Annotated in this window: 19 protein-coding genes; 12 read left to right on the plus strand and 7 right to left on the minus strand. The window is 60.1% G+C overall.

Annotated elements, in window-relative coordinates:
* Positions 1 to 95: 95 nt before the first annotated feature.
* Entirely contained in the window at positions 96 to 1,304 is a 1,209-nt protein-coding gene (locus tag GSQ77_RS25390) for a sensor histidine kinase (protein ID WP_158905991.1), read from the plus strand.
* 507 nt (positions 1,305 to 1,811) lie between these two features.
* Here the strand turns inward: GSQ77_RS25390 and GSQ77_RS25395 are convergent.
* Positions 1,812 to 3,074, minus strand: a complete 1,263-nt coding sequence (locus GSQ77_RS25395; RefSeq protein ID WP_158905993.1) for a phosphatidylserine/phosphatidylglycerophosphate/cardiolipin synthase family protein — start codon at positions 3,072 to 3,074, stop codon at positions 1,812 to 1,814.
* A 301-nt stretch (positions 3,075 to 3,375) separates the two neighbouring features.
* Between GSQ77_RS25395 and GSQ77_RS25400 the strand changes: the two genes are divergently transcribed.
* The gene (locus GSQ77_RS25400) at positions 3,376 to 4,185 is read left to right on the plus strand and encodes a hypothetical protein (RefSeq protein WP_158905995.1); all 810 of its coding nucleotides are present in this window, start codon (positions 3,376 to 3,378) and stop codon (positions 4,183 to 4,185) included.
* A gap of 47 nt (positions 4,186 to 4,232) precedes the next feature.
* On the opposite strand, the gene GSQ77_RS25405 is transcribed toward GSQ77_RS25400, so the two are convergent.
* From GSQ77_RS25405 to GSQ77_RS25420, 4 genes are all read right to left on the minus strand, one after another.
* A complete protein-coding gene (locus GSQ77_RS25405) occupies positions 4,233 to 5,480 on the minus strand; it encodes an FAD-binding oxidoreductase (RefSeq protein ID WP_158905997.1) in 1,248 nt (415 codons plus the stop codon).
* Positions 5,481 to 5,880: 400 nt separating this feature from the next.
* Positions 5,881 to 6,267, minus strand: coding sequence for a nuclear transport factor 2 family protein (locus GSQ77_RS25410; protein ID WP_158905999.1), 387 nt, complete (start codon positions 6,265 to 6,267; stop codon positions 5,881 to 5,883).
* A gap of 33 nt (positions 6,268 to 6,300) precedes the next feature.
* Positions 6,301 to 7,239 (minus strand): aldo/keto reductase, encoded by a 939-nt coding sequence (locus GSQ77_RS25415; RefSeq protein WP_158906001.1) that lies wholly within the window; start codon positions 7,237 to 7,239, stop codon positions 6,301 to 6,303.
* A 107-nt stretch (positions 7,240 to 7,346) separates the two neighbouring features.
* A complete protein-coding gene (locus tag GSQ77_RS25420) occupies positions 7,347 to 8,267 on the minus strand; it encodes a LysR family transcriptional regulator (protein WP_158906003.1) in 921 nt (306 codons plus the stop codon).
* 143 nt (positions 8,268 to 8,410) lie between these two features.
* Here GSQ77_RS25420 and GSQ77_RS25425 point away from each other — a divergent pair, with 143 nt between their 5' ends.
* From GSQ77_RS25425 to GSQ77_RS25445, 5 genes are all read left to right on the plus strand, one after another.
* Positions 8,411 to 9,622: an MFS transporter gene (locus GSQ77_RS25425; protein WP_254067786.1), complete on the plus strand. Its 1,212-nt coding sequence runs from the start codon at positions 8,411 to 8,413 to the stop codon at positions 9,620 to 9,622.
* A gap of 134 nt (positions 9,623 to 9,756) precedes the next feature.
* Positions 9,757 to 12,948 carry an efflux RND transporter permease subunit gene (locus GSQ77_RS25430; RefSeq protein ID WP_158906007.1) on the plus strand — a complete coding sequence of 1,064 codons (3,192 nt, stop codon included), beginning with the start codon at positions 9,757 to 9,759 and terminating at the stop codon, positions 12,946 to 12,948.
* Entirely contained in the window at positions 12,938 to 14,116 is a 1,179-nt protein-coding gene (locus GSQ77_RS25435) for an efflux RND transporter periplasmic adaptor subunit (protein WP_158906009.1), read from the plus strand. Before GSQ77_RS25430 ends, GSQ77_RS25435 begins: the two co-directional genes overlap by 11 nt.
* Positions 14,109 to 15,647 carry an efflux transporter outer membrane subunit gene (locus GSQ77_RS25440; protein ID WP_158906011.1) on the plus strand — a complete coding sequence of 513 codons (1,539 nt, stop codon included), beginning with the start codon at positions 14,109 to 14,111 and terminating at the stop codon, positions 15,645 to 15,647. Before GSQ77_RS25435 ends, GSQ77_RS25440 begins: the two co-directional genes overlap by 8 nt.
* Entirely contained in the window at positions 15,644 to 16,192 is a 549-nt protein-coding gene (locus GSQ77_RS25445; protein WP_158906013.1) for a carboxymuconolactone decarboxylase family protein, read from the plus strand. Before GSQ77_RS25440 ends, GSQ77_RS25445 begins: the two co-directional genes overlap by 4 nt.
* An 88-nt stretch (positions 16,193 to 16,280) precedes the next feature.
* Here the strand turns inward: GSQ77_RS25445 and GSQ77_RS25450 are convergent, their stop codons facing one another.
* Positions 16,281 to 17,411 carry an MBL fold metallo-hydrolase gene (locus GSQ77_RS25450; protein WP_158906015.1) on the minus strand — a complete coding sequence of 377 codons (1,131 nt, stop codon included), beginning with the start codon at positions 17,409 to 17,411 and terminating at the stop codon, positions 16,281 to 16,283.
* Between the two features lie 85 nt (positions 17,412 to 17,496).
* Between GSQ77_RS25450 and GSQ77_RS25455 the strand changes: the two genes are divergently transcribed.
* Entirely contained in the window at positions 17,497 to 18,111 is a 615-nt protein-coding gene (locus GSQ77_RS25455) for a TetR/AcrR family transcriptional regulator (RefSeq protein ID WP_158906017.1), read from the plus strand.
* Between the two features lie 54 nt (positions 18,112 to 18,165).
* Here GSQ77_RS25455 and GSQ77_RS25460 read toward each other — a convergent pair whose 3' ends face one another.
* Complete coding sequence (locus GSQ77_RS25460) at positions 18,166 to 19,089, minus strand: LysR family transcriptional regulator (protein WP_158906019.1); 924 nt, start codon at positions 19,087 to 19,089, stop codon at positions 18,166 to 18,168.
* A 148-nt stretch (positions 19,090 to 19,237) separates the two neighbouring features.
* Here GSQ77_RS25460 and GSQ77_RS25465 point away from each other — a divergent pair, with 148 nt between their 5' ends.
* The 4 genes from GSQ77_RS25465 (at position 19,238) to GSQ77_RS25480 (ending at position 22,501) form a co-directional block, all read left to right on the plus strand.
* Positions 19,238 to 19,945, plus strand: a complete 708-nt coding sequence (locus GSQ77_RS25465) for an SDR family NAD(P)-dependent oxidoreductase (protein WP_158906021.1) — start codon at positions 19,238 to 19,240, stop codon at positions 19,943 to 19,945.
* A gap of 16 nt (positions 19,946 to 19,961) precedes the next feature.
* Positions 19,962 to 21,368, plus strand: coding sequence for an MFS transporter (locus tag GSQ77_RS25470; protein ID WP_158906023.1), 1,407 nt, complete (start codon positions 19,962 to 19,964; stop codon positions 21,366 to 21,368).
* Between the two features lie 180 nt (positions 21,369 to 21,548).
* On the plus strand, positions 21,549 to 22,022 hold the full coding sequence (locus tag GSQ77_RS25475; protein ID WP_158906025.1) for a MarR family winged helix-turn-helix transcriptional regulator: 474 nt from the start codon (positions 21,549 to 21,551) through the stop codon (positions 22,020 to 22,022).
* Between the two features lie 68 nt (positions 22,023 to 22,090).
* The gene (locus GSQ77_RS25480) at positions 22,091 to 22,501 is read left to right on the plus strand and encodes a DUF1398 domain-containing protein (protein ID WP_158906027.1); all 411 of its coding nucleotides are present in this window, start codon (positions 22,091 to 22,093) and stop codon (positions 22,499 to 22,501) included.
* The last annotated feature ends 3 nt before the right edge of the window (positions 22,502 to 22,504 follow it).

Below are 22,504 nucleotides of genomic sequence, written 5' to 3' on the forward strand. Positions count from 1 at the left end.
TTTTTCTCAAAGTGCGGGCATGACCGCCTGCCGGACTGGTCGAGTGTGTCACCAGCGTATGCACGTTGCAGAACATTTATCCCGATGCACCCAACATGACCGATACCCCCACTACCCCGCTGCGCAAGTTTGCCAATTTCATTCGCGAGCAACGGATCCGACTGACCGCACAATGGATGAAAATCGTTCTGGGCGATGTCGATCTCGTCGAAGCGGACAAGCTCACTTATCAGCAACTCGCCGATCACCTCCCGGATATCCTCGAAGGGCTCTGCCTGGCGCTTGATGTCGAAGATCTCGAACGGGTCGAGCCGGCGATCGAAAGCGACGCGAGAAAACACGGCATGGTTCGCTGGCGTCAGGGCTACCGCATCGAGGAGCTCGTGCGCGAACTCGATCTGTTCCATCGGGTGCTCGCCGATGCGCTAGAAGAATTCGCCGACAGCGACAGCACGTTCACGCGCCGCCATGAAGGCCGCGCGCGGCGGCTGGTGGCCGAAACCCTGAGTATGGTGACCCTCACTTCGATCAAGGAGGTTGTCAGCGAACGAGACCGCAAGATCGACGAGTACACCGGAAAGCTCGAGCGCGCCAATCACGAATTGACCCTCAAGCAGCGGCTCGTCGGCGATCTTTACGAGTCACGCATGCAGATTACCCGCGGCGTCGTCCACGATCTGCGCAATTTTCTGAACACGTTCTCCATCGCGCTGCAGTTGATCGAACGTGCGCCTTCCAAGGCCGATATGGCGTTGACGCTGGCCAACCGGCAGGCTGCGGACATGAAACAACTGGTCGAGCAGATGGTCGAGTACTCCGTTGTGCTCGGCGACAGTGCCGCGCTCACACTTGAGCAGGTTGACCTGCATGAGCTTTACGATGACCTGATTGCCTCCTCGCGTCCGGCAATCGAGGCCAAAAAAGTGAAACTGCACACGCGGTTCGATCCGGCGCTGTCCACTGTGACGTCCAATCGTCTCAAGCTCAAACAAATTGCTGTCAACTTGCTGTCCAACGCGACGAAGTACACAAAATCCGGCGAAATTGGACTCACGTTCGCGATGACTGGCACGCAGCACTGGTCGATGCGCGTGTCGGATACCGGAGTGGGCATTGCGCCTGCGGATGCGGACCGCGTGTTCGACGAATTCGAACGTGCTGCGGGTGAAGGTATTCCCGGCACGGGCCTTGGCCTCGCGATTGTCAAGGAGCTTTCGCGCGTCTTGAACGGGAAGATTGATTTCGTGTCCCACCGAGGCATTGGAACCACGTTCGAAATTTGTTTTCCGCTGGCACCAGCGTAATCTTAATGAGATGCCGTCCGGTCAGGATGACGGACGCAGCCCTTATGTTTTCAGGACTGAGGCATCGAAACGCGTACTCGTTTTGGCGAGACCATCGTGACCGCCTAGCTGGCAAACTTGGATTCTTCGGTAGAGGTAGGGTGTTGCACCCATTTCTAGCGATTACGAGAAATGACGCTAGACCGCGATGGCCGATTTTTGTTTTGGATCTATGCCGCCCAGTGCCATGTCACTCCGTATCGGCGATAGACAGATTCATTCCATCTTAACTGGAGGCGAGCCTCTCCTCCGTACCATCGACAGGCTTCCGAAGAACATACATCGGCGCTTTCTAAACGTACCGGCTTGGCGCTGGACTGACCTGCTTCAGCCGAGTCGGATGGCGGCTTGCCGCAACGGGGCGGACGTTCCTCAAGAGAAAGCAAAAGGCAGGTAAGGGTCGAGAGTGAACGTTCGATTTTCTCGACAGCGGCCACCCACTGCATCTGCGGCTCCGACGACTCAACGCTATCGCTTCCGCGATTCGCCATAGGTTGCGGGGTTCAGGCTGCAGGCCAGGCCCTGCCATTCGAAGTCGCTGGCCTCCCATCGCGCAGCGTTTTCACGCGCAATCCGTTGATAAAGTTGCATCGCCGACAAATCGTCCAACTGCTGAGTATCTTGGCCCAGATGTTCTCGGAGAAGTTGACAGCGCAGTGCTTGCACCACATCCGGATCCCATACCGTTGCGTTCATCTCGCTATGACCGAAGAGCGAATTCGAATGCAGGTTGCACGATCCTATCGTCGCCCACACATCGTCAACCAGCATGATTTTCGCGTGAACATAGACGTACTCTCGATCGCCAAATCGCGTTCGACCCGCGATTCCCGTCAACGTGAAATTTTCGTATCGACCCAGTGCTTCCAACGGGTCGAAAAACGCCTTGCGCTCTGGACGTCGTCGCCATTCGCTTAGATATTCCTCAGGGACTCCCGGCACGAGAAGCACGACATGCACACCTCGCTTGAGGGCTTGCTCCAGCTCGCCCGTAATCTCCGGCACAGGAAGCGCTTGGTTTTCCAGGTATATCGAGCGGCGAGCGGCCTTGATGGCCACTAGATATTGATCCGTGATCGACCGCTCGCCGTCGGCAATGGGGTAGGGTGGACTATCCGGAGCCGCATGAGCGTCGCGATAGCAACCAGCGTGTATGTTGCGTTGAATCTGAACGATGCTGTTGCCTCGTCTATCGGACGAGCGTTCGGGGAAGGGCAGCGTCGCTTCGTCCTCGTGTCCCCAAACACCCCATGCCGTGTTCAGTTCGCTGACCTCATTCCACCGCTGGACGAAGTTGTGATGCACATCACTAGCGGACGGCCCGGTCACCTCGACGTAGATGTCATGGCGTTGCCCCCCGCCCGTGTGGCCAGGTTCGACGACGGCAAACGTCAGGTTGATCCCGCCAAGGAAAGCGGTCTCCGATGCCTGACCCGCATCAATCAGCCAGCTTTTCTGGTGGTGACAATAAGCGAGAGGCGCACGATCCCAGCGGGCGCGAAACCGCGAACCACGGGCAGCAAGCAAATCGAAGTCCGCGCTCGTACCTGCGAAAGCTTGGCCGTATCCGCTGCTCTGGGGGTTCGGGCGCCAAAAAATGACACGGACGTCCAAGCCTCGGTCGACCGCACGGTCGAGGACGTCGAGAAACGTGCCTCGGCCGTCCGGCATCTGGAAATCTAACGCCATGAAGGTGACGGTGATCCAGACACTATGCTGTGCACTCTCCACGGCCTCACCTATGCGGCGGAATGCTGGGCCACTATCAACCAGCGGTCGAACTAGGTTTCCACTCCGCCTCGGATACGAGCCACGCTCGATGAACGGAACGGGTTGCTCTATTTCAGCAGCGGCTGGTGGCCCGTCTTGATCCATTGCAGTTCCCTATGCGGTTTGTCAACGAACTTGAACAGTGACAGGTCACGATACGCGAAATCCGTGACAAAACATCAGTTATTAAAGCGTGGTGCGCTTAGGCAACTTACGGTATTGTGGCGCCACTTACCGCGCAACCATTTTTTTTGTTTGGCCCATGACGATCACTATCAACGAAGACCTCCGCGCCTATATCGATCCACTGACAGAAGACGAATACGCCTCGCTCGAACGCAGCTTGCTCGCCGAAGGGTGCCGCGATGCACTGGTGTTGTGGGGCGATCTTCTGGTCGACGGACACAACCGCTACGGCATCTGCCAGAAGCACCAAATCCCTTTCAATACGGTGCAAAACCAGACGTTCCAGTCGATAGACGACGTGCATCTGTGGATGATCGACAATCACCTCGGGCGGCGCAGCGTTTCGGATTTCCAACGCGGCGTACTCGCGCTGCGGAAGAAAGAAATCGTATCTGCGCGTCTCGCACAAACGCAAGCTCAACAATCCTCCGCGCAGCCGGCCGAGGCTGACGCCGCCGCGCAATCCGGAACCGATCCGGCGTGGACTCGCGAGGCTGTTGCACGGGCGGCGCGGGTGAGCAGCGCGACGCTTGGTCAAATCGAGAAAATCCAGAAAACGGCTGCGCCCGAGCTGGTCAGCGCAGTCAAGGCGGGCGTGATTTCTATCAATGCCGCGGCGGCCGTTGCCTCTTTGCCTGGCGAGGAGCAGGTGGCGGCTGTTGCCGGAGGCAAGAAGGAATTGCGCCAGGCGGCAAGACAGGTGCGCGAGGCCCGACTGCCACCCAAGCCGGAACCCGCACCTCCACCCGTCGACGCTACACCCGATCAACTTGCCATTCATCGTCTGACTCTGTTGGTTACAGAGCTCACGCAGGAGCGCGATCAGCTGAAAAAGAAGGTCCAGCACTTGACGATCGCGCTTGCGGAGGCTCGCGGCGGGCAATAGTTTGCTGCGGCGTCGCGTAGCGCCTCCAACGGTTCAATGCCGTGGAATCAAGGCGGCAAAGGAATCGCGGATGAGAAGGTGTTCGACGGATCGTATTTGAGTTTTATTTCGCGTAAGCGGCGAGCGTTGCTACCGTATGCCGCTTCGATCTGCTCGTGCGAATCCGCTGCCAACAAGTTCGCGTATCCGCCTGGAAGCGCATGGTGCGCGAGCTGGGCACACAGATCCTTGCCCCACGCGCGGTGCCGTTCCGAGTTTATCTCGTCGCTTTGCTCCCACGTTGAATAAATCAAAGCCGTGAAATGTTCATTGCGCGTGCCAAAGGCGGTGGACTCGGGAGGGATGCGCGGACCAGCACCGTGGAAGTGATGGAGCACCACGCTCGAAAATCGCGACTCGCGAGCCTCGAACGCCGCGGTCAATGTCGCAATCGCATCGTCGCTGAGCGTGTGTAACCACCTTGTCTGCACGAAGTTGTAACGGCCATCCACGACCTGTGCATCGTCGTAGCCGGAAAGCATTTGTCCGATCGTCATCGGGTCGATTCTTGTCATAAAAGACGTGCCTAGACTCTGGAGCCGAGCGATGAATGGCGGCATCTGCTCTGGATCCCCGGTCCACGTGGGAGCCAGCGCGACGATCGGATCGCCGCTCGGCGCAACCGAGAGTACTGCCGCCACGGAAAGCTCATCCGGAGCGGACTCCATCATTGCGGCGTAACCACGCAACACAGCCCTGGCGTCCGCCCAAGGGAACATGATCAAGCCCGACATGAGCGTTGGGATGGCATGAGCGCGAATGCGCATTGAGGTCACGACGCCGAAGTTTCCGCCTCCGCCACGTAACGCCCAGAAAAGGTCGGCATTTGTGGTTTTGTTGGCCGTCACCAGCCGGCCGTCTTCCAATACGACCTCGGCTTCCAGCAGGCTATCCGCAACCAGACCTAAGCGCGTTGTCAAAGGTCCGTATCCGCCGCCAAGCAGCAAGCCCGCCATGCCTACGGCACCGGAGTAGCCTGTGACGACCGTGAGCCCGGCCGCTTGGGCCGCCGCGACGACGTCGGATGAAACTGCGCCGCCCGCAAACGTGATTTCCTTCCAGTTCTTGTCCGCTGAAACCCTCCGCATTGCCGAAAGGTCGAGAACGACGGCACCATCCGCTATAGCGCGGCCGCACCAATCGTGACCGCCGCCCTTGACGGAGACAGGAAACCGATATGCCTTGGTAGCCTTCAACGACAGTTGAACATCGCTCGCAGAGGAACAGCGTACTACCAAGGCGGGCTCGTGCTTCACGGCGCCGTTCCAAATTCGACATGCGTTTGTATAGACGTCAGAGCCTTTCGCGAATACCTGGCATCCTGCTTCCGTAAGATGATCCCGGAGCGCGGACGAGTCCAAAGGGCCTATTTGATTGGGCGCATCGTTCATCTTCATCCTTAGAGTGTTTATTCGTCTTGTCTGGGGCTCCGTGCCGCGAATCCTAGAATGCGGATAGCGCATCGGTCACCATGGTGACAAACACTCAAGAACGTCGAATATTCCCTAGCACTTGTGGCAGTTGATGAAGTGAGTTTACGGCTTGTGACAGGCCGCGACCTTCGGCAGCCAACGTGCACATGCTCAACGGGGTGGGGGTGGGGGTCTATGCGCCTGCGTACGCGCAGGCATCGCGCGGCGTGTTTAATGGAACCGGCTATTCCGGTATTCGTTCCACCCATTGAGTGCGCCAACCCGGTGCCTCAAACGGCTCCGAAAAATACTGGGTCTCGTGAACGACCTTACCGTTGGAGAACTCCATGATGCTCACGGTGTACGCCACTCGCCCCGCATAGGTGATGGTGTATTCCGTGATCCAGAGATTACCGTTGCCTTGGATGCGCTTGACATCGAAACCCGAGGGCTTGCCCGGATGATGTCCCCGCAACGCCTGCAAATTGATACGCCCGCGGATTCGTTCGCCCGATTGAGGATAATCACAAATGGCATCGTCATCGTAGATATCGTGTTCCGCGTCCAAATCGCCAGCGGCCGACGCGTTCCAGTGCGCATTCAGGGCTTCACGGTTTTTTTCCTCGTGCATCGACGGCCTCCGGACGCAGTCCAGGTTTAACTATCATTGACTTGGCGGGATGAAGCCCGGGGTGCCGGTCTTGACGACTTCGTTGAACCTATGCCGGGTCTGGATCCGATTGATCTCGTCAAATGCGTCGGCGGGAAGCGCGGAGATGTCGAAATTTTCTTGCGCGCGGGCCGCCGTCTTGGGGGTGGTCAGCAAAGCCCCGCCACGCTGCACGGCCCAAGCAAGCAGTACCTTTGCCGGCGTCTTGCCAATCCGCGCGGCAACCTGGGCAACGACGGGATCTTGAAGCGGCCCCGCCTTTATCCCGTGACCCAATGGCGCGAAGGCCAAAAACACAATCCCTCTCTCCTTGCAGAATTCCAGGAGTTCCGTTTCTGGAAGATACGGATGGGCTTCGACCTGCACCGCCGCCGGCTTGATTCGTGCCGATTCATAGAGGGGGCGCAGTTTGTCCAAGTCGATGTCAGACAGTCCGATCGCGCGGCATTTGCCACGGTCGACGAGATCTTCCATCGCCCGCCACGTATCGAGCAAAGTCAGGCTTTCATCGTAGATGACGTCGCCGTTTTCATCGCGCGGGTCCTGCTCATCGCCGGGCTGAAATGCAAACGGGGTGTGAATGAGGTAGAGATCCAGATAGTCGAGCCCAAGCCTGTCAAGGCTCGCCTCGAAAGCCGGTTCGACGCGCTCGGGCTGATGATTGGAGTTCCACAATTTTGTGGTCACAAAGATGTCTTCGCGCGCGATCCCTCCAGCAGCAAGCCCGACCCGCAGGGCCTCGCCGACCTCACGCTCGTTCTGATATCGCTCGGCACAATCGAAATGTCGATATCCGGCTGCCAGCGCGTCTTTGGTCGCGCTGATAGTCGTCGCGGCATCGGGAATCAGTGTGCCAAATCCGAGAGCCGGCATACGGCCGCTTCCGTGATTAAGCGCTATCCTTACGTTCCGAAAATCGGAAGACTCAAGCATAACTACACCTCCGCACTATCTCGCGCCCGGCGGCTTCTTGATTCAGTGTAGCAGACGAATTACAGGGCGCCAGGGGAAGCAACGCGATACTCGCCAAGACGAACTAGTCAGGCCGTCGTGACGTCGGTGAGTCCGCGCGATGTCCGACTGCGTAGGCGTGGCGTCACGAAGTCGAGGAAAGCACGCAACTTCAACGGCAGGGGCGCTTGTCCCTTATGCACGAGATGGATGGGCAAGGGCGCCGACTCGAAAGTGTCGAGTACGACGCTAAGTGCGTTCTCACGGATAGCGTCCGCAACCTGGTAGGACAGCACACGTATCAGTCCAACGCCGAGAATCGCGGCTGCGATAGCGGCCTCCGCCGTATTGACTGTAAGCCGTGAACAAACGGGCACGGACAGCTCTGACTTGCCGGACTCGAAAACCCAGGCGCGCATGGACGCGAGGACCTCGAAGGTAACGCACTCATGCTCGGCGAGATCGCGTGGTCGGGCCGGCACACCATGGGTTGCCAAATAGGCGGGACTCGCACATATGACCCGGCGGACCGTTCCGACTCCGGTCGCCATCAACGTGCTATCGGGCAATGCGCCTATCCGAACCGCGACGTCGGCGTGCTCGTCCATCAGATGCACTACGCGATCCGTGAGTACAAGGCTAACGTTGATCTCGGGATAGTGCGCGAGAAAGTCCGCCACCACCGGCACGACGTGCAAGCGCCCGAAAAAGACGGGCGCGGTAACCACGAGCTCGCCTTTGGGCGTGGCGTATTCACCGGTCGCCGCGCGCTCGGCCTCTCCAATTTCTTCGAGAATGCGCCGGCAAGCGGCCACGTATGAAGCCCCCGCTTCCGTCAACGAAAGTTGTCGCGTCGTGCGGTGCAGCAGGCGCGTCTTCAGATGCGCTTCCAGTTCCCCAACCTTGCGGCTGACCGTTGCCAACGGCATGTCCAGGTGACGCGCGGCAGCCGACAGACTGCCGGAATCAACCACAGCGAGGAGGACAGACATGGATTCAAGCCGATTCATGGGGTCTATCAAATAATGGAAGGATGATTCCTAATCGTGAGGGATTCTCTTCGTAAATGCAAGCAGGTAAGGTTCGTACCTAGACTCTGGACCGCAGCATGTCGCTGCAGACATCGCAGAGAGCAAAATCAAGAAGGGAAACCATGCAAAGCCTGCCCGCCACACCTGTTAGTCCACCTACGCCCGCGGTCGCCTCGCGCGCCAAGATCGTCATGATGGCGATCATCGCCGGCGCGGTGATCACCAATGTGTATTGCATCCAGCCGATTCTGCCGTTGATCAAAGCGGGGCTCGGGGTCGACCTGACGACGGTCGATCTCGTCGCGGCCGCCGCGCTGCTCGGCTTCTCGACCGGGCTTGTGTTGCTGTTGCCGCATGGCGACCGCTTCGACCGGCGCAAGCTCGTGCTCGGTCAGATCGCGTTCGCTTTCGTGTTCGCCACGGCGGCGGCGTTCGCGCCCGGTATCTGGGCGCTGATCGGGGCCTCGTTTGGTCTTGGCATCGTCAGTTGCGTGCCTCAGCAACTCGTGCCTTTCGCGGCGGTCATGTCGCAGCCAAGCGAGCGAGGGCGTAACGTCGGGACCGTCGTGAGCGGCATCATGGTCGGCATCCTGGTGGGTCGCACGGTCGCCGGCGTGGTCGGCGCGGCTTATGGCTGGCGCGCGGTCTACGGACTGGAAGCGGCGTTCATGGTGCCGGTCTTTGTCGCTGCCGCGGCGCTCCTGCCGAAGGGCGAACCGACGACGAATCTTTCCTACGGACGCCTGCTCGCTTCGCTCTGGCCGCTGGCGCGGGACAATCGTCCGATTCGTGAATCGATGATTATCCAGGCATTGTTATGGGCCTGTTTCAACGCCTTCTGGGTCAATCTGGCTGCGCTCCTCGCCACCGGCCCGTGGCACCTCGGCAGTGTGTGGGCGGGCGCCTTCGGCATCATCGGCGCGGCTGGCTCGTTTGCCGCTTCGGCCGGCGGCCGTGCCTCCGACCGGTTCGGTGCCCGCGCTGTGGTTGGGGCCAGTATCGGCATCGTTACGCTTGCCTACTTGCTTCTCTCCCACGCGAACTCCTCGCTGACGTTCCTGGTGATCGGCGTGATTGTGCTCGATATCGGCGTGCAGGCCGGGTTGGTATCCAACCAGACTCGCGCCTTCGCGGTCGATCCGAAAGCGCAGGGCCGCATCAACAGCCTCTATATGACCGCTACATTCTTCGGCGGTGCCGTCGGCACGGTGGTTAGCGGGTGGCTGATGAGCCGTTTTGGCTGGAGCGGTATCGTCGCCTTTGGTATCGCGCTTGGAGTCGTCGCTGGTCTCATCCACTGGATCGGTGCTGCTCGCCGGACAGCGGTCCAGTAAAGTCCGGATTCCGGCGCGCCGATCAAGGCGTGCCGGATCTCATCTAACCCAGATCGAGGTAGTCCATAGGGAATCTGGTAGCCGGAGGGCGCTGTGGGTTGGGTGGCCGCCGACTTTGAAATTGTGGGATTTATATGATTGGCATCGTTCGCATTGCGTTGAAAAGGCCTTATACATTCGTAGTACTGGCTATTTTCATTCTTATCATCGGTCCTCTGGCCGCGCTTCGTACACCTACGGATATCTTTCCCAGTATCGATATCCCGGTTGTCAGTGTCGTGTGGCAGTACACGGGACTTTCGCCCGACGAGATGGAGGGGCGCGTCATGGCCCCGTTCCAGCGGGTGTTGACCACGACGGTCAACGGCGTCGAACACATAGAGGGCAGCTCTCTTAACGGCTATGGCGTCGTCAAGATTTTCTTCCAGCCGGGCACTAACATCGGGACGGCGAACGCGCAGGTCACTTCGATCTCGCAGGAAATCCTGAAACAGTTGCCGCCTGGGACCACGCCGCCATTTGTTATCAATTACAACGCCGCGACGGTTCCTGTCATCCAGCTCGCCCTTTCTGGAAAGGGTCTCTCCGAGCAAAATCTGGCAGATCTGGGTCTGAATCAACTGCGCCCGGCGCTGACGTCGGTAGCCGGCGCCGCTATCCCGTTTCCATTCGGTGGCAAAACCCGGCAGATTCAGATCAACGTTAAACCGTCTGCACTCCAGGCTCGGGGACTGTCCGCCGAGGACGTCGAGAGCGCGTTAGCGGCGCAGAATCTCATCACACCCGTAGGCACCGAAAAGATCGGCAATTACGAGTACACGCTGCACTTGAACGACGCGCCAGCGACGATCGCCGCGATTGCCGGCATGCCCGTCAAATCGGCCAACGGGACCACCGTTTATATGCGCGACGTCGCCGATGTGATCGACGGCAGTCCGCCGCAACCCAATATTGTTCACGTGGAAGGAAAGCGCTCTGTACTACTGACAGTGTATAAGAACGGATCGGCATCCACGCTGTCGATCATCTCCGGCATTAGGGAAAAAGCGGCCGAGGCAAAAACCTCTTTGCCGGACAACCTTCGAATCGATCCGATTGGAGACCAGTCGATATTCGTTCGCTCGGCAATTTCTGGCGTCGCGCGGGAAGGCGTGATTGCCGCGCTGCTCACTAGCGTCATGATCTTGCTGTTTCTGGGTAGTTGGCGGTCAACCGTCATCATCGCGACGTCCATTCCGCTCGCGATTCTCGGATCGATTTCAGTACTGTCCGCCCTGGGAGAGACGCTGAATATCATGACGCTCGGGGGGCTCGCGCTCGCGGTGGGGATCCTCGTCGATGACGCCACCGTGACCATCGAGAACATCAATTGGCACCTCGAGCAAGGCAAGGACGTCGAGGCTGCCATTCTCGATGGCGCCGCACAGATCGTCACGCCGGCGTTCGTTTCGTTGCTTTGCATCTGCATCGTTTTTGTACCGATGTTCTTCCTGGAAGGCGTAGCGAAATTCCTCTTCGTACCGATGGCGGAAGCGGTGATTTTCGCGATGATCTCGTCGTTCATCCTGTCGCGCACGCTCGTGCCCACGATGGCCAAATATCTGCTCAAGCCCCACGTGCAGACCCAGGAACAAGCGCATCCCCATTCGCCCAACCCACTGGTGCGGTTTCAGCGTGGATTCGAGCAAGGCTTCGAGCGCGTTCGTTCGAACTACAGCGGGATACTCGAGCTGCTCTTGACCCATCGTCGCCGTTTTGTAGTCGGGTTCTTCAGCTTCATCGTGCTGTCGTTCGCGCTGGTGCCGTTTCTCGGGCGGAACTTCTTCCCGGATGTCGACGCCGGCCAGATCCTGTTGCACGTGCGTGCGCCGGTGGGTACGCGTATCGAGACCACGGCTGAGATCTTCGCGCAGGTGGAAGGGCGCGTGCGGGCGACGATTCCGCCATCCGAGCTCGGCACCGTCGTCGACAACATGGGACTTTCAACCAGCTCCATCAATACTGCCTACAACAACACGGGAACGATAGGCTCGCAGGACGGGGATATTCAGATCTCGCTAAACGAGGGTCATCACCCCACGGCTGAGTACGTTCGCAAGTTACGCGAAACGTTGCCGCGCGAGTTTCCGGGCGTTACGTTCTCGTTCCCGCCTGCGGACATCGTCGGCCAGATCCTGAACTTCGGCTCGCCTGCACCGATAGACCTGCAAATCCGCGGCAAGAGTCTGCCGGCCGACTTTGCCTATGCGAACCTGATGCTGCCTCAGATCCGACGTATTCCTGGCGTTGTCGACGCTCGCATCGAGCAATCGCAGGCCAATCCCCAGTTTGATATCGACGTCGACCGTACCCACGCGCAGCTTCAGGGCCTCACCGAACGCGATGTCACGAACAGCCTGCTCGTGCACCTGGCGGGATCGGGTCAGGTCGCGCCGACGTACTGGCTCAACAAGGCCAATGGCGTTGAATATCCGATTGTCGTGCAGACGCCGCAATACCGTCTCGATTCGCTGCCGTCCCTGATGAACCTGCCGCTGACCGGTGGTACAGCGGCAAACGATGGGCAGATCCTCGCCGGCGTGGCCAGCATCCATCGCACCGTCAGCAATGAAGTCGTCAGCGACTACAACGTCCAGCCCATGGTGGAGATCTTCGCCACGACCCAGGGGCGCGATCTCGGTGGGGTTTCCGCCGACATCAACCGCGTCGTTGCCGCCAATGCCCAGGGTTTGCCCAAGGGCGGGAAGGTGGTTCTGCTCGGCCAGGTCCAGACCATGAACCATGCCTTCAGCGGCCTGCTTTTCGGGCTGCTCGGCGCGGTCGTGCTGATTTACCTGCTGATCGTTGTCAACTTCCAGTCGTGGACCGATCCGCTTGTGATTGTTTCTGCTTTGCCCGGCGCGCTGGCCGGCATCGTGTGGATGCTGTTCGCGACGGACACCACATTATCTGTTCCCGCCCTGACGGGCGCCATCATGTGTATGGGCGTGGCCACTGCCAATGCCATTCTGGTGGTGAGTTTTTGCCGCGAACGTCTGGCCGAACACGGCGATGCGTTCAAGGCAGCGCTGGAAGCCGGTACGAGCCGGTTCCGTCCGGTCCTCATGACGGCGCTCTCGATGATTATCGGCATGGCGCCGATGGCGCTGGCACTGGGCGAGGGCGGCGAGCAGAACGCGCCGCTGGGCCGCGCGGTGATCGGCGGACTGCTGTTCGCAACTACCGCCACGCTGTTCCTCGTGCCGGCCGTCTTTTGCATGTTCCATTCGCGTCGGGGTCGCACTTCGCCCGCGCCGATTTCCGGAGATTCGATTCATGTCGTATGAACCTACATCGCGTGCGGCGCTGCCGCAACGCCAGCTTTCATTTGCAGGAATTGTCGGTGGTGCGCTCGCCGTCATCATCGTGGTGGGTGGCATCACACTTCGCCTGAAGCATGAGCATCAGCTCAAAGACTGGACGCAAACTCAAGCTATACCGTCCGTGGATGTCGTTGTGCCAGCCAAGGAGGCACCAGGCGGTTCGCTGGATCTGCCTGGCCGGCTGGAAGCTTTCGAGAGCGCGCCCATCTATGCGCGTGTCAGCGGCTACCTGAAATCGTGGCGTGTCGATATCGGCAGCCCGGTGAAGGCCGGCGAAGAGCTTGCCGTGATCGATACGCCCGAACTCGATCAGCAGTTGAATCAGGCGAAGGCCGACCTGACCAGCGCAAAAGCCGATGCCGCGCTGGCCAAGACGACTGCCGATCGCTGGCAAGGACTGCTAGCCTCTGACTCCGTGTCGCATCAGGAGGTCGATGATCGCACGCAAGACTATGTGGCGAAGCAAGCCCGCGTGGCGGCGGCTCAAGCGAACGTCGACAGACTGGTCGCGACCAAGGGTTTCGCCAGGATCGTCGCTCCGTTCGACGGTGTGATCACCGCGCGCGACACCGACGTCGGCGCATTGATCAATGCCGGCGGTGGTGCCGGGGCGCAGCTCTTTTCGGTATCGAGCGTGGATCAGCTGCGCCTGTACGTGCGTGTGCCGCAAGAATATTCACCGATGATCAAATCCGGTGGAGCTGGCACCTTCACCGTCCCGGAGTATCCCGGCAAGACCTTTACGGCCACAGTGGTAGGTCTGGCCGACTCCGTCAACGCGGAATCGGGAACGACGCTCGTTCAGTTGCTGGTCGCTAATCCAGGTCATCTCCTGCTGCCGGGCGGTTTCGTGAATCTGCACTTTGCGCTGCCGGCGCGTGCCGGCGCATTGCGCGTGCCGGCCAGTGCGTTGATATTCGACAATCGGGGGCTGCGCCTGGCGACCGTCGATGGGCGCGACGCGGTCCGGTTTAAATCCGTCGTGATCCTGCAGGACCTGGGAAACGCGGTAGATATCGGCTCGGGATTGGCCGACAGTGACCGGGTGATCGACACACCGCCCGATGGTCTTGTCGAGGGTGACCATGTTCAGGTGATCAGCCTCGGGGCTAAGGTGGCAAACCATGGCTAAGTATCCTAAGCATCGGACTTTGGCCTCGATCATGAGTGCCATGGCGCTGGCCGCCTGCTCGCTCGCGCCGCATTACCAAGCCCCGGACGTACCCGTCGCGGCACAGTATCAGTCGCAGCCTCAGCCTCAGCCTCAGCCTCAGCCTCAGTCGCAGTCGCAGTCGCAGTCGCAGTCGCAGTCGCAGCCTCAGGGACCCTGGACCGAGGCCAGCCCGGCGGACCAGCTTGACCGCGCGGGATGGTGGAAGCTGTACGATGAGCCCGAACTCGATGACCTCGAGCAACGCCTGATCAAGAATAACCCCGACCTGCGCGCCTCGTACTTTCACTATGTGCAGGCAGAGGCGTACATCAAGGAGGTCAGCTCGCAGCTGTACCCTCAGGTCGGTGCTGCCGGCAATATCCAGCGTGACCGCGAGTCGGACACCAAGCCGTTGCGCAGCGCCACCGGGCCGAGCGACTACACCTCGGCCACGCTAGGCGTCCAGGTTGACTACGAAGTCGACCTTTGGGGACGCGTGCGCGATTCCGTTGCTGCAAGCAAGGACGAAGGCCAGGCGTCAAAGGCGGATCTGGCATCGACGCAGTTGAGCCTCGAAATCGAGCTGGCTCGAAGCTACATCGACCTGCGCGGCCTTGATCAGCAAATCCAGCTTATCGAGGGCACTGACCAGGCATATCAAAAGGCACTCGATCTGACGCGCAACCGGCATGACGCAGGCATCGTGTCCGATCTCGATGTGACGCGTGCAAGCAGCCAACTGTCGTCGGCGCAGTCCGAGCTTACACAGGTCAGGGCCAAGCGAGCCTTACTGGAACACGCGATTGCCGTCCTGGTTGGTGCGTCGCCGTCGGACTTTCGGATTGAGCCGAGTACCCGCGCAATTCAATTGCCCGTCATTCCGGTTGGTGTGCCATCGGCGTTGCTGCAAAGGCGGCCCGATGTCGCGGCAGCCGAGCGGCGTATAGCTGCGGCCAATTCGCAGATCGGCGTTGCACGTTCCGCGTACTTCCCGTCACTCACGCTCAGTGCGCAGGGCGGCGCGCAAAGCTCGGTGCTCTCGGATCTGCTCAGCGCCCCCAGTTCCTATTGGGCGGTCGGACCATCGCTTGCGGTGTACCTGCTGGACGGCGGTAAGCGGCGCGCACAGTTGAACTCCGCGAAGGCGGCAACGTCAGAGGCGGGCGAACGCTACCGAAGTGTGGTACTGGCCTCGTTCAGGCAGGTGGAAGATGACCTTTCGCTGCTCGACGATCTGGGCACCGCAACGGGTCAGGAGCAAGACGCCGCAAGTGCCGCTGACAAGTCGGTCGACCTTTCGCTCGCACGCTATCGGCGCGGTGCGGTCAGTTATCTGGACGTGGTCGAGGCGCAATCCGCCGCGCTTGAATCGCAACGCAGCGTCATCGCGCTTCGAACGCAGCAGTTGGACGCGAATGTAGACCTCATTCGTGCACTCGGCGGTGGCTGGACCAGCGATGACCTGGCAGCGGCTCCAGTGCAACTCAATCTCAAAAGGGGAAACTCATGACCCGTATTGCTACGCCGGCCACCGTCGCGCAAGCCCCGGCCGCATCCCAACCGCTGCTTGAAACTGTCAACCAGCAACTGGGCGTGGTGCCCAACCAGTTCCGCATGGTCGGCAACAGCCCGGCCGCCCTCGAGGGCTGTCTGAGCCTGAAGGGCGCGCTCGGCAAGGGCGAGCTATCGGCGCAAACGCGTGAGCGCATCGCGCTCGCCGTTGCAGAAGTCAATGGCTGCGACTACTGCCTGTCCGCTCACATCTATTTCGCAAGGAACGTCGCGAAGCTCGACGACGCCGAAATTACCGCGAACCGCAACGGCGGCTCGAACGATCCGCACGCCGCCGCCGCCGTGTTGTTTGCGAAGAGGGTGGCCGACGCACGCGGTCGCGTATCGGATGCCGATCTCAGCGCGGTGAAGGCCGCAGGCTATAGCGAAGCCGCTGTGATCGAGATCGTGGCGAACGTGGCGTTGAATATCTGGACGAACTACGTCAACGAGGTCGCCGGTACCGCGATCGACTTCCCGGTCGTGCACACCAGGAAGGCGTAACACGCAGCGCCAGAGGATTCATCGTGACGGCCTGTGCAGTTTTTTAGGGCCGATGTTCGCAGCGTCAGCAGGCGACCCCCACAAGCGATTACGAAGAGCTCGAGTCTGCGGCATTGCGCGAGGCACACAGCCGCCATGAGGTCTTTGGCGCCGCAACGGTCTCGACGACCTGGCGCCACCATCGTTCGCCGCGATGTGGCGCGTTCAGATCCAGCCGCTCGCCCATGCGGGGCGTCGACAGCGCGACACCGCGCGCGAGGGCCAGTCCCGCCACCCTTTCGAACGGCTCCTGCCAGCGGTGCATCGCGAGGTCGAAGGTGCCGTTGTGAATCGGCACGAGCCAACTGCCGCGCAGATCGATGTGTGCTTGCACCGTTTCTTCGGGCTGCATGTGAACGTATGGCCAGTGCGAGTCGTATGCGCCCGTCTCGACCAGCGTGACGTCGAATGGCCCAAGGCGCTCGCCGATAGTCCTGAAACCATCGAAGTAGCCCGTGTCGCCGCTGAAGAACACGCGCAGATCATCGTCGGCGATCACCCACGACGCCCACAACGTACTGTTGCCGTCGAACAGACTGCGGCCGGAAAAGTGCTGCGCGGGCGTAGCGGTGAACTGCATACCGTCTATCTCGGCGGCTTGCCACCAGTCGAGCTGCCGCACCTTCGAAGCGTCGATGCCCCATTCGATCAGCCGGTCGCCCACACCGAGCGGTGTCAGAAACACGCCGGTGCGCTGCGCAAGCGCGAGCACGGTTTCGCGGTCCAGGTGATCGTAGTGGTCGTGCGACAGGATCACGCCGCGCAGCGGTGGCAAATCGGCGAGCGCGATCGGCGGCGCATGGAAGCGCTTTGGGCCGAGATGCCGAAAAGGCGAGGCACGCTCGGCGAACACGGGATCGGTCAACCAGAACTGGCCGCGCAGTTTCAGCAGCATCGTCGAATGACCGAGCCGGTAGAGGCTGCGGTCGGGCGCCGCATCGAGCTGTGCAGGCGTCAGCGCATCGACGGGCAACGCGTCTGTCGGCACGGTGCCGCGCGGCTTGTTGAGCAAGATGTTCCAGACAATGGCGAGCGTCTTGCGCAGGCCTTCGACAGGGCGTGGCTTGACGTTGCGAAAACGTTCACCATCATGCTGCGGCGAGGAGCTGGACAACGCGCGGCCCCGTTGTGCAGCAGTAACGCCGAGCGTGCGGCTGACTAAAGCGGAAAGCGACGTCATGAGATAGGTCATCCAGAGAGAAATGTACACTCGGGAGTGTAGTTTATTTTGGGGAAAAGTAAACTGCTCAGTGTAAAATCTGGTCATGAATCCCAGTGCAACCCCTCAGCGCCTGACTGACCGCAAGCGTGCCGCCATCGTCGGCGCCGCGATCGAGGAATTCCTCGCGGCCGGCTACGACGCGACCAGCATGGACCGCATCGCTGCCCGGGCGAGCGTTTCGAAGCGTACCGTCTATAACCATTTTCCGAGCAAGGAAGCGCTTTTCGCGGCGATTCTCCATCAGCTATGGGACGCGAGCCAGACGGGAGATGCGCCCACCTACCGCGCGGACGCACCGTTGCGTGCTCAGTTGCTCGAACTTTTGGGCCGCAAGCTGCGGCTTCTGAACGAGGAGTCCTTCCTGTCACTTGCACGTGTGGCGATCGCGGCCGGAATCCATTCGCCGGAGCGCGCGCGCGACATGGTCGCCCGCCTGGGCGAACGTGAGGAAGACCTGACCGTGTGGATCCGGGCGGCCACCGCCGACGGTCGTCTCAAGGCAGACAATCCGCTCTTCGCGGCCCTGCAGTTACAGGCGCTGGTGAAGGCCTTCGCGTTTTGGCCGCAGGTGGCGATGGGCCAGGCGCCGCTGGGCGAACAGGAGCAAAAGCAGGTCGCAGAATCGGCCGCTGACATGTTCCTCGCACGCTATGCATGAACAGGCAGCCGTCGCGATTATCGTGATTAGTCGAAAGCAGAGTGCAGTCAAAATCTACACATCGTCCCAGTAAGGGGGGGATCCGATCGCATCGACAAGGAAAGCGGAGACCTCGCGCACCTTGCGAGACCGCAGCCTGTTCTCAGGCGAGAGAATTTGAATGTGTAGGTCTTCAGTGGACGCTGACATATGCCAGCCTGTTAGCAAGCTCAAAAGCTTCCCCTCTTTGAAGCTCGTCGGAGTGAACAGCCAGCTCGGGAAGAGCACGATTCCGCGTCCCGCCAACGCAGCCGCCACTAGTACCTCTGCGTTGTTGCTTCGCAATGAACCGCTCACATCAGGTGATTCGAAATTCTCTTTGGACGAGCGCCTGAAAAACCACCTCTGCGGTGCTAGCTGACCCTTGAACAAGAGGCAACTGTGCCGTAAGAGATCGTCCGGGGTTTGTGGGGTGCCGTGCAAAGCCAGGTATTCTGGGCTCGCAGCAAGCAAGTATCGATCGGTACTCACGACCTTGCCTATCAGCCCGGAATCTATCAGTTGTCCTACACGTATCGTGATATCCACACCTTCCAGCACCGGATCAATAACGTTATCCGTAAGAGTGAGTTCTACCGACAGGTCAGGATATTTGGCTTGCAGCTCATTGACCAGATGGGCGATATGGAGCCTGCCAAGCCCCACTGGCGCATTGATCTTGACTAGCCCACTGATACCGGCGTCTCTATGGGCGAGCTGATCGGCAGCGTTATCCAGCAGTTCTACAGCCTCACGCACTTGCGAATAGTAGCGCTGCCCCTCCTCGGTGAGCGTGACGGCACGCGTGCTCCGGTAAAAGAGCTGCTGTCCCAGTTCCTTCTCCAGAGATGCAATGAATCGTGACACCGACGAAGCCGGGACCTCGAAGTGCCGGGCGGTGGCTAGAAAACTCCCCGTCGTCGAGAGCATCAAAAAATAACGTAAGGCTTGGACTCTCATGGCTGCTCCAGTGGAGAGGGGACCAAAAATGCTGTTTCGACAAAAATGATTTGCCGAAAAGGCCCATTGTTGCAGATATCGCATCCAAGTACCATCGATGTCACTGAGTTCCCATTCATCCGCTACCGCGGTTTCCCGGAGTAAAAGCATGAGCACATCACAAAAGGTTGTCGTCGTTACCGGCGCATCGCAAGGCATAGGCGCTGAAGTCGTGAAGGCGTTTCGAAAGCTCGACTACCGCGTCGTCGCGACCTCGCGTGCGATCAAACCGTCGGAAGACCCGAACATTCTCGCGGTAGCTGGTGATATCGGTGATCCGGCGACCGCGCAGCGTGTCATTGCCGAAGGTGTCGCGCGATTTGGCCGGATCGACACGCTGGTGAACAACGCCGGCATCTACATCGGCAAGCCTTTCACCGAGAACACCACCGAAGACTACGAGGCCGTCATGAACGTGAACATGGCTGGCTTCTTTCACATCACCAAACTGGCCATCGCCGAAATGGAAAAGCATGCGAGCGGCCACGTGGTGACTATCACCGCCAGCATCGACAACGGCATCAGCGGCGCGCATATGGCACTGGCGGCGCTGACCAAGGGTGGCTTGAACGCCGTCACTAGGGCGCTGGCGATTGAATATGCCAAGCAAGGCATCCGCGTGAACGCCGTCGCGCCGGGCGTCACCAAGACGCCTATGCATCCTGCGGAATACCACGAAATGCTGGGCGGCTTCCATCCGCTGGGTCGCATGGGCGAAGCGAGCGAAGTCGCCAGTGCCGTCGTGTTCCTGGATTCGGCAGAGTTCATCACGGGAGAAATCCTGCACGTCGACGGCGGCCAGAGCGCCGGTCGCTAAGGGACGCCAAGCCAAGATGCATACGACATCAAACGCGGCGGCGCACAAGCCGTCGCCGGCAGTGCTGCTGGCAAGCAGCTTCGCGTTCATCATCGTCCAACTGGACGTTACCATCGTCAATGTGGCACTGCCCAAGATGGGCGCGGAGTTAGGCGCCGACGTCAGCGCCCTGCAGTGGGTGGTCGATGCCTACACGCTGGGTTTCGCCGCCTTCCTGTTGTCGGCCGGCGTGATGGGCGAAAAATTCGGCGCGAAGCGCGTGTTCCTGACCGGCTTCGGCTTGTTCACGCTGGCGTCCGTCGCCTGCGCCATGGCGCCGTCGGTCATGGCACTGAACATGGCCCGCGCGGTGCAAGGCGTGGGCGCGGCGCTACTCCTACCCAGTTCGTTGGCCATCCTCAATTTTGCCTATGCCCACGATAAAAAAATGCTGGCCAAGGCCATCGGTTGGTGGACAGCGGCTGGTGGTGTGTCGATCGCGGCCGGTCCCGTGATCGGCGGCCTGTTGTTGTCGATGGGGGGCTGGCGCAGCATCTTCTGGGTCAACGTGCCGATCTGCTTGGCCGGCTTCGCGCTGACGTATTACGTCGTGCCGCGCATGCCCAGCAAGGAACCGTCCCGCCACTTCGACCTACCGGGGCAGCTGCTGTCGGTGCTCGCGCTGATCGGCTTCATTGGCGCAGTGATCGAGGTGCAAGCACTGGGCTTGTCCAGCCTGGCGGTGCGAAGCGGCTTCGTGCTGGCCTTCGTCGCCGGCGCCGCCTTCCTGGTGGTCGAGAGCCGTGTACGGTCGCCGATGCTGCCGCTGACGCTGTTCCATAGCACGCGTTTTTCAGGTGCCGTGTTGTTTGGCGTGCTGGCTAACTTCACCTATTACGGCGTGATCTTCGTGCTTAGCTTCTACCTGCAAAAAGTGCGCGGCTATTCCGTGTTTGAGACCGGCCTGACCTTTTTGCCGCTGACGGGGACTGCTGTCATTTCCAACATCGCCGGTGGGCGCTTGTCGGCGTTCACCGGACTGCGCCTGCTTATGGTGGTGGGCAGCCTGATCGGTAGCGCCGGCTACGCGCTGCTTGGCACGTTAGGCATCTCGGACCACGCGACTTTCCTCGATATGCTGCCCGGCCTGGCGCTGGTCCCGATCGGCATGGGGCTGGCAGTGCCAGCGATGACGACGTCCATACTGTCGAGCGTCGAGCGTCACCAAGCGGGCACCGCGTCGGCTGTGCTGAACACGGCGCGCCAGGTGGGCGGCGCGACGGGAGTCGCCATCTTTGGTGCCATCGTCGCCAGCGGCACCGGCGTGGGCATCATGGGCGGTGTGCGCAACGCATTGGCGATCTCTGCCGTGCTCTTGCTGGCGTCGTCCGCCGTCGCGTTCTGGAGCGGGGCCGGCTTGGCGCCGGCGGCACAGGCCAGTTGAACCGACACTGCGCGGCTAACGATCTGAGCGACTACCGTTGATCCGAAAGCCGGCGTTCACCCAGTACCAAAGTCAGTGAGTGGCTGATTGCAGCGTTCTTGGTCTTCGCAGATATCTTGACATAACTTTCCATGGAAACCATAATGGTTTCCATGGAAGTCACTCGGTGATATCAACGTTATGCGCAATCAGAAAACATCGTTGCAATCTTTGCCCACCCTCGACATACACCTGGGCTACTGGCTGCGGCTCGTGTCCAATCGTGTTTCCGGCAATTTCGCTCGTGCTTTGCAAGAGCGAAATGTATCGCTAGCCGAATGGGTCGCCCTTAATCAGATCCAAAGGTGGGCGGATATGACGCCGGCTAAGCTGGCCGATGCGATGAGCATGACTCGCGGGGCGATCTCGAAGGTCCTGGATAAGCTACAAGAGAAGAAATGGATCTCTCGCATGACGAGTGAGGAGGACAACCGCGTTCAGTTCCTTTCTCTGACGTCGAAGGGGGGCCGCGTTCTGCCCGATCTCGCCGCGATTGCCGATGAAAACGACGAACACTTCTTTGGCGCTCTGGACCCTGCGGAGCAGACCACACTTCGATTCCTGTTGAGTAAGCTTGCGGATATTCATCGGATAAGCAATGTTCCCGTGGACTGAAGCGCCGTGCGGACTACCGGACTACGAGACCACGGATTTCCAGCGGCGCTTTTTGTAGGAGAGTGTAGATGAGCCAAGCGATAGCCAATCTAGAGGCGGCACAACAACGGGCCATGGCGGGCCGACCCAAGGTCGGCGGCTTCCCGTATTTGGCCGAGACCCTTCGGCGCGCAGGCGTGAAGAGCAACGTGTGGTTCTTACCCGCATGCGAAAGCCTGTACCTGACAGATGACGGGCCGGTGGTCGTGCAAGGCACGCCGTTGTTATCGGGTGCTGCTGACGTGCCGCAATTCGACCAAGCCGCATTGATCCGGGCGTTGCGCGTCGATCAGGCGGGGAAGGGCACGTTTGCAGAATTCCTGCTGGCCTCCTGGCAGGCGGGCGTGGTCCGCTATGAGGTGGACTTGACTGCACGCAAGGTCACCTACTACGGATGTCACGATGAATCCTACGTCGAGACATATCCCGCAGTGGCATGAGCA

Source organism: Burkholderia sp. L27(2015) (assembly GCF_009765705.1).
Lineage (GTDB): Bacteria > Pseudomonadota > Gammaproteobacteria > Burkholderiales > Burkholderiaceae > LMUX01.

Coding starts and splice junctions, on each gene's coding strand:
- GSQ77_RS25390 (WP_158905991.1), top strand. CDS start 96: ATGACCGATACCCCCACTACCCCGCTGCGCAAGTTTGCCAATTTCATT.
- GSQ77_RS25400 (WP_158905995.1), top strand. CDS start 3,376: ATGACGATCACTATCAACGAAGACCTCCGCGCCTATATCGATCCACTG.
- GSQ77_RS25410 (WP_158905999.1), bottom strand. CDS start 6,267: ATGCACGAGGAAAAAAACCGTGAAGCCCTGAATGCGCACTGGAACGCG.
- GSQ77_RS25415 (WP_158906001.1), bottom strand. CDS start 7,239: ATGCTTGAGTCTTCCGATTTTCGGAACGTAAGGATAGCGCTTAATCAC.
- GSQ77_RS25420 (WP_158906003.1), bottom strand. CDS start 8,267: ATGAATCGGCTTGAATCCATGTCTGTCCTCCTCGCTGTGGTTGATTCC.
- GSQ77_RS25425 (WP_254067786.1), top strand. CDS start 8,411: ATGCAAAGCCTGCCCGCCACACCTGTTAGTCCACCTACGCCCGCGGTC.
- GSQ77_RS25430 (WP_158906007.1), top strand. CDS start 9,757: ATGATTGGCATCGTTCGCATTGCGTTGAAAAGGCCTTATACATTCGTA.
- GSQ77_RS25435 (WP_158906009.1), top strand. CDS start 12,938: ATGTCGTATGAACCTACATCGCGTGCGGCGCTGCCGCAACGCCAGCTT.
- GSQ77_RS25440 (WP_158906011.1), top strand. CDS start 14,109: ATGGCTAAGTATCCTAAGCATCGGACTTTGGCCTCGATCATGAGTGCC.
- GSQ77_RS25445 (WP_158906013.1), top strand. CDS start 15,644: ATGACCCGTATTGCTACGCCGGCCACCGTCGCGCAAGCCCCGGCCGCA.
- GSQ77_RS25450 (WP_158906015.1), bottom strand. CDS start 17,411: ATGACGTCGCTTTCCGCTTTAGTCAGCCGCACGCTCGGCGTTACTGCT.
- GSQ77_RS25455 (WP_158906017.1), top strand. CDS start 17,497: ATGAATCCCAGTGCAACCCCTCAGCGCCTGACTGACCGCAAGCGTGCC.
- GSQ77_RS25460 (WP_158906019.1), bottom strand. CDS start 19,089: ATGAGAGTCCAAGCCTTACGTTATTTTTTGATGCTCTCGACGACGGGG.
- GSQ77_RS25465 (WP_158906021.1), top strand. CDS start 19,238: ATGAGCACATCACAAAAGGTTGTCGTCGTTACCGGCGCATCGCAAGGC.
- GSQ77_RS25470 (WP_158906023.1), top strand. CDS start 19,962: ATGCATACGACATCAAACGCGGCGGCGCACAAGCCGTCGCCGGCAGTG.
- GSQ77_RS25475 (WP_158906025.1), top strand. CDS start 21,549: ATGCGCAATCAGAAAACATCGTTGCAATCTTTGCCCACCCTCGACATA.
- GSQ77_RS25480 (WP_158906027.1), top strand. CDS start 22,091: ATGAGCCAAGCGATAGCCAATCTAGAGGCGGCACAACAACGGGCCATG.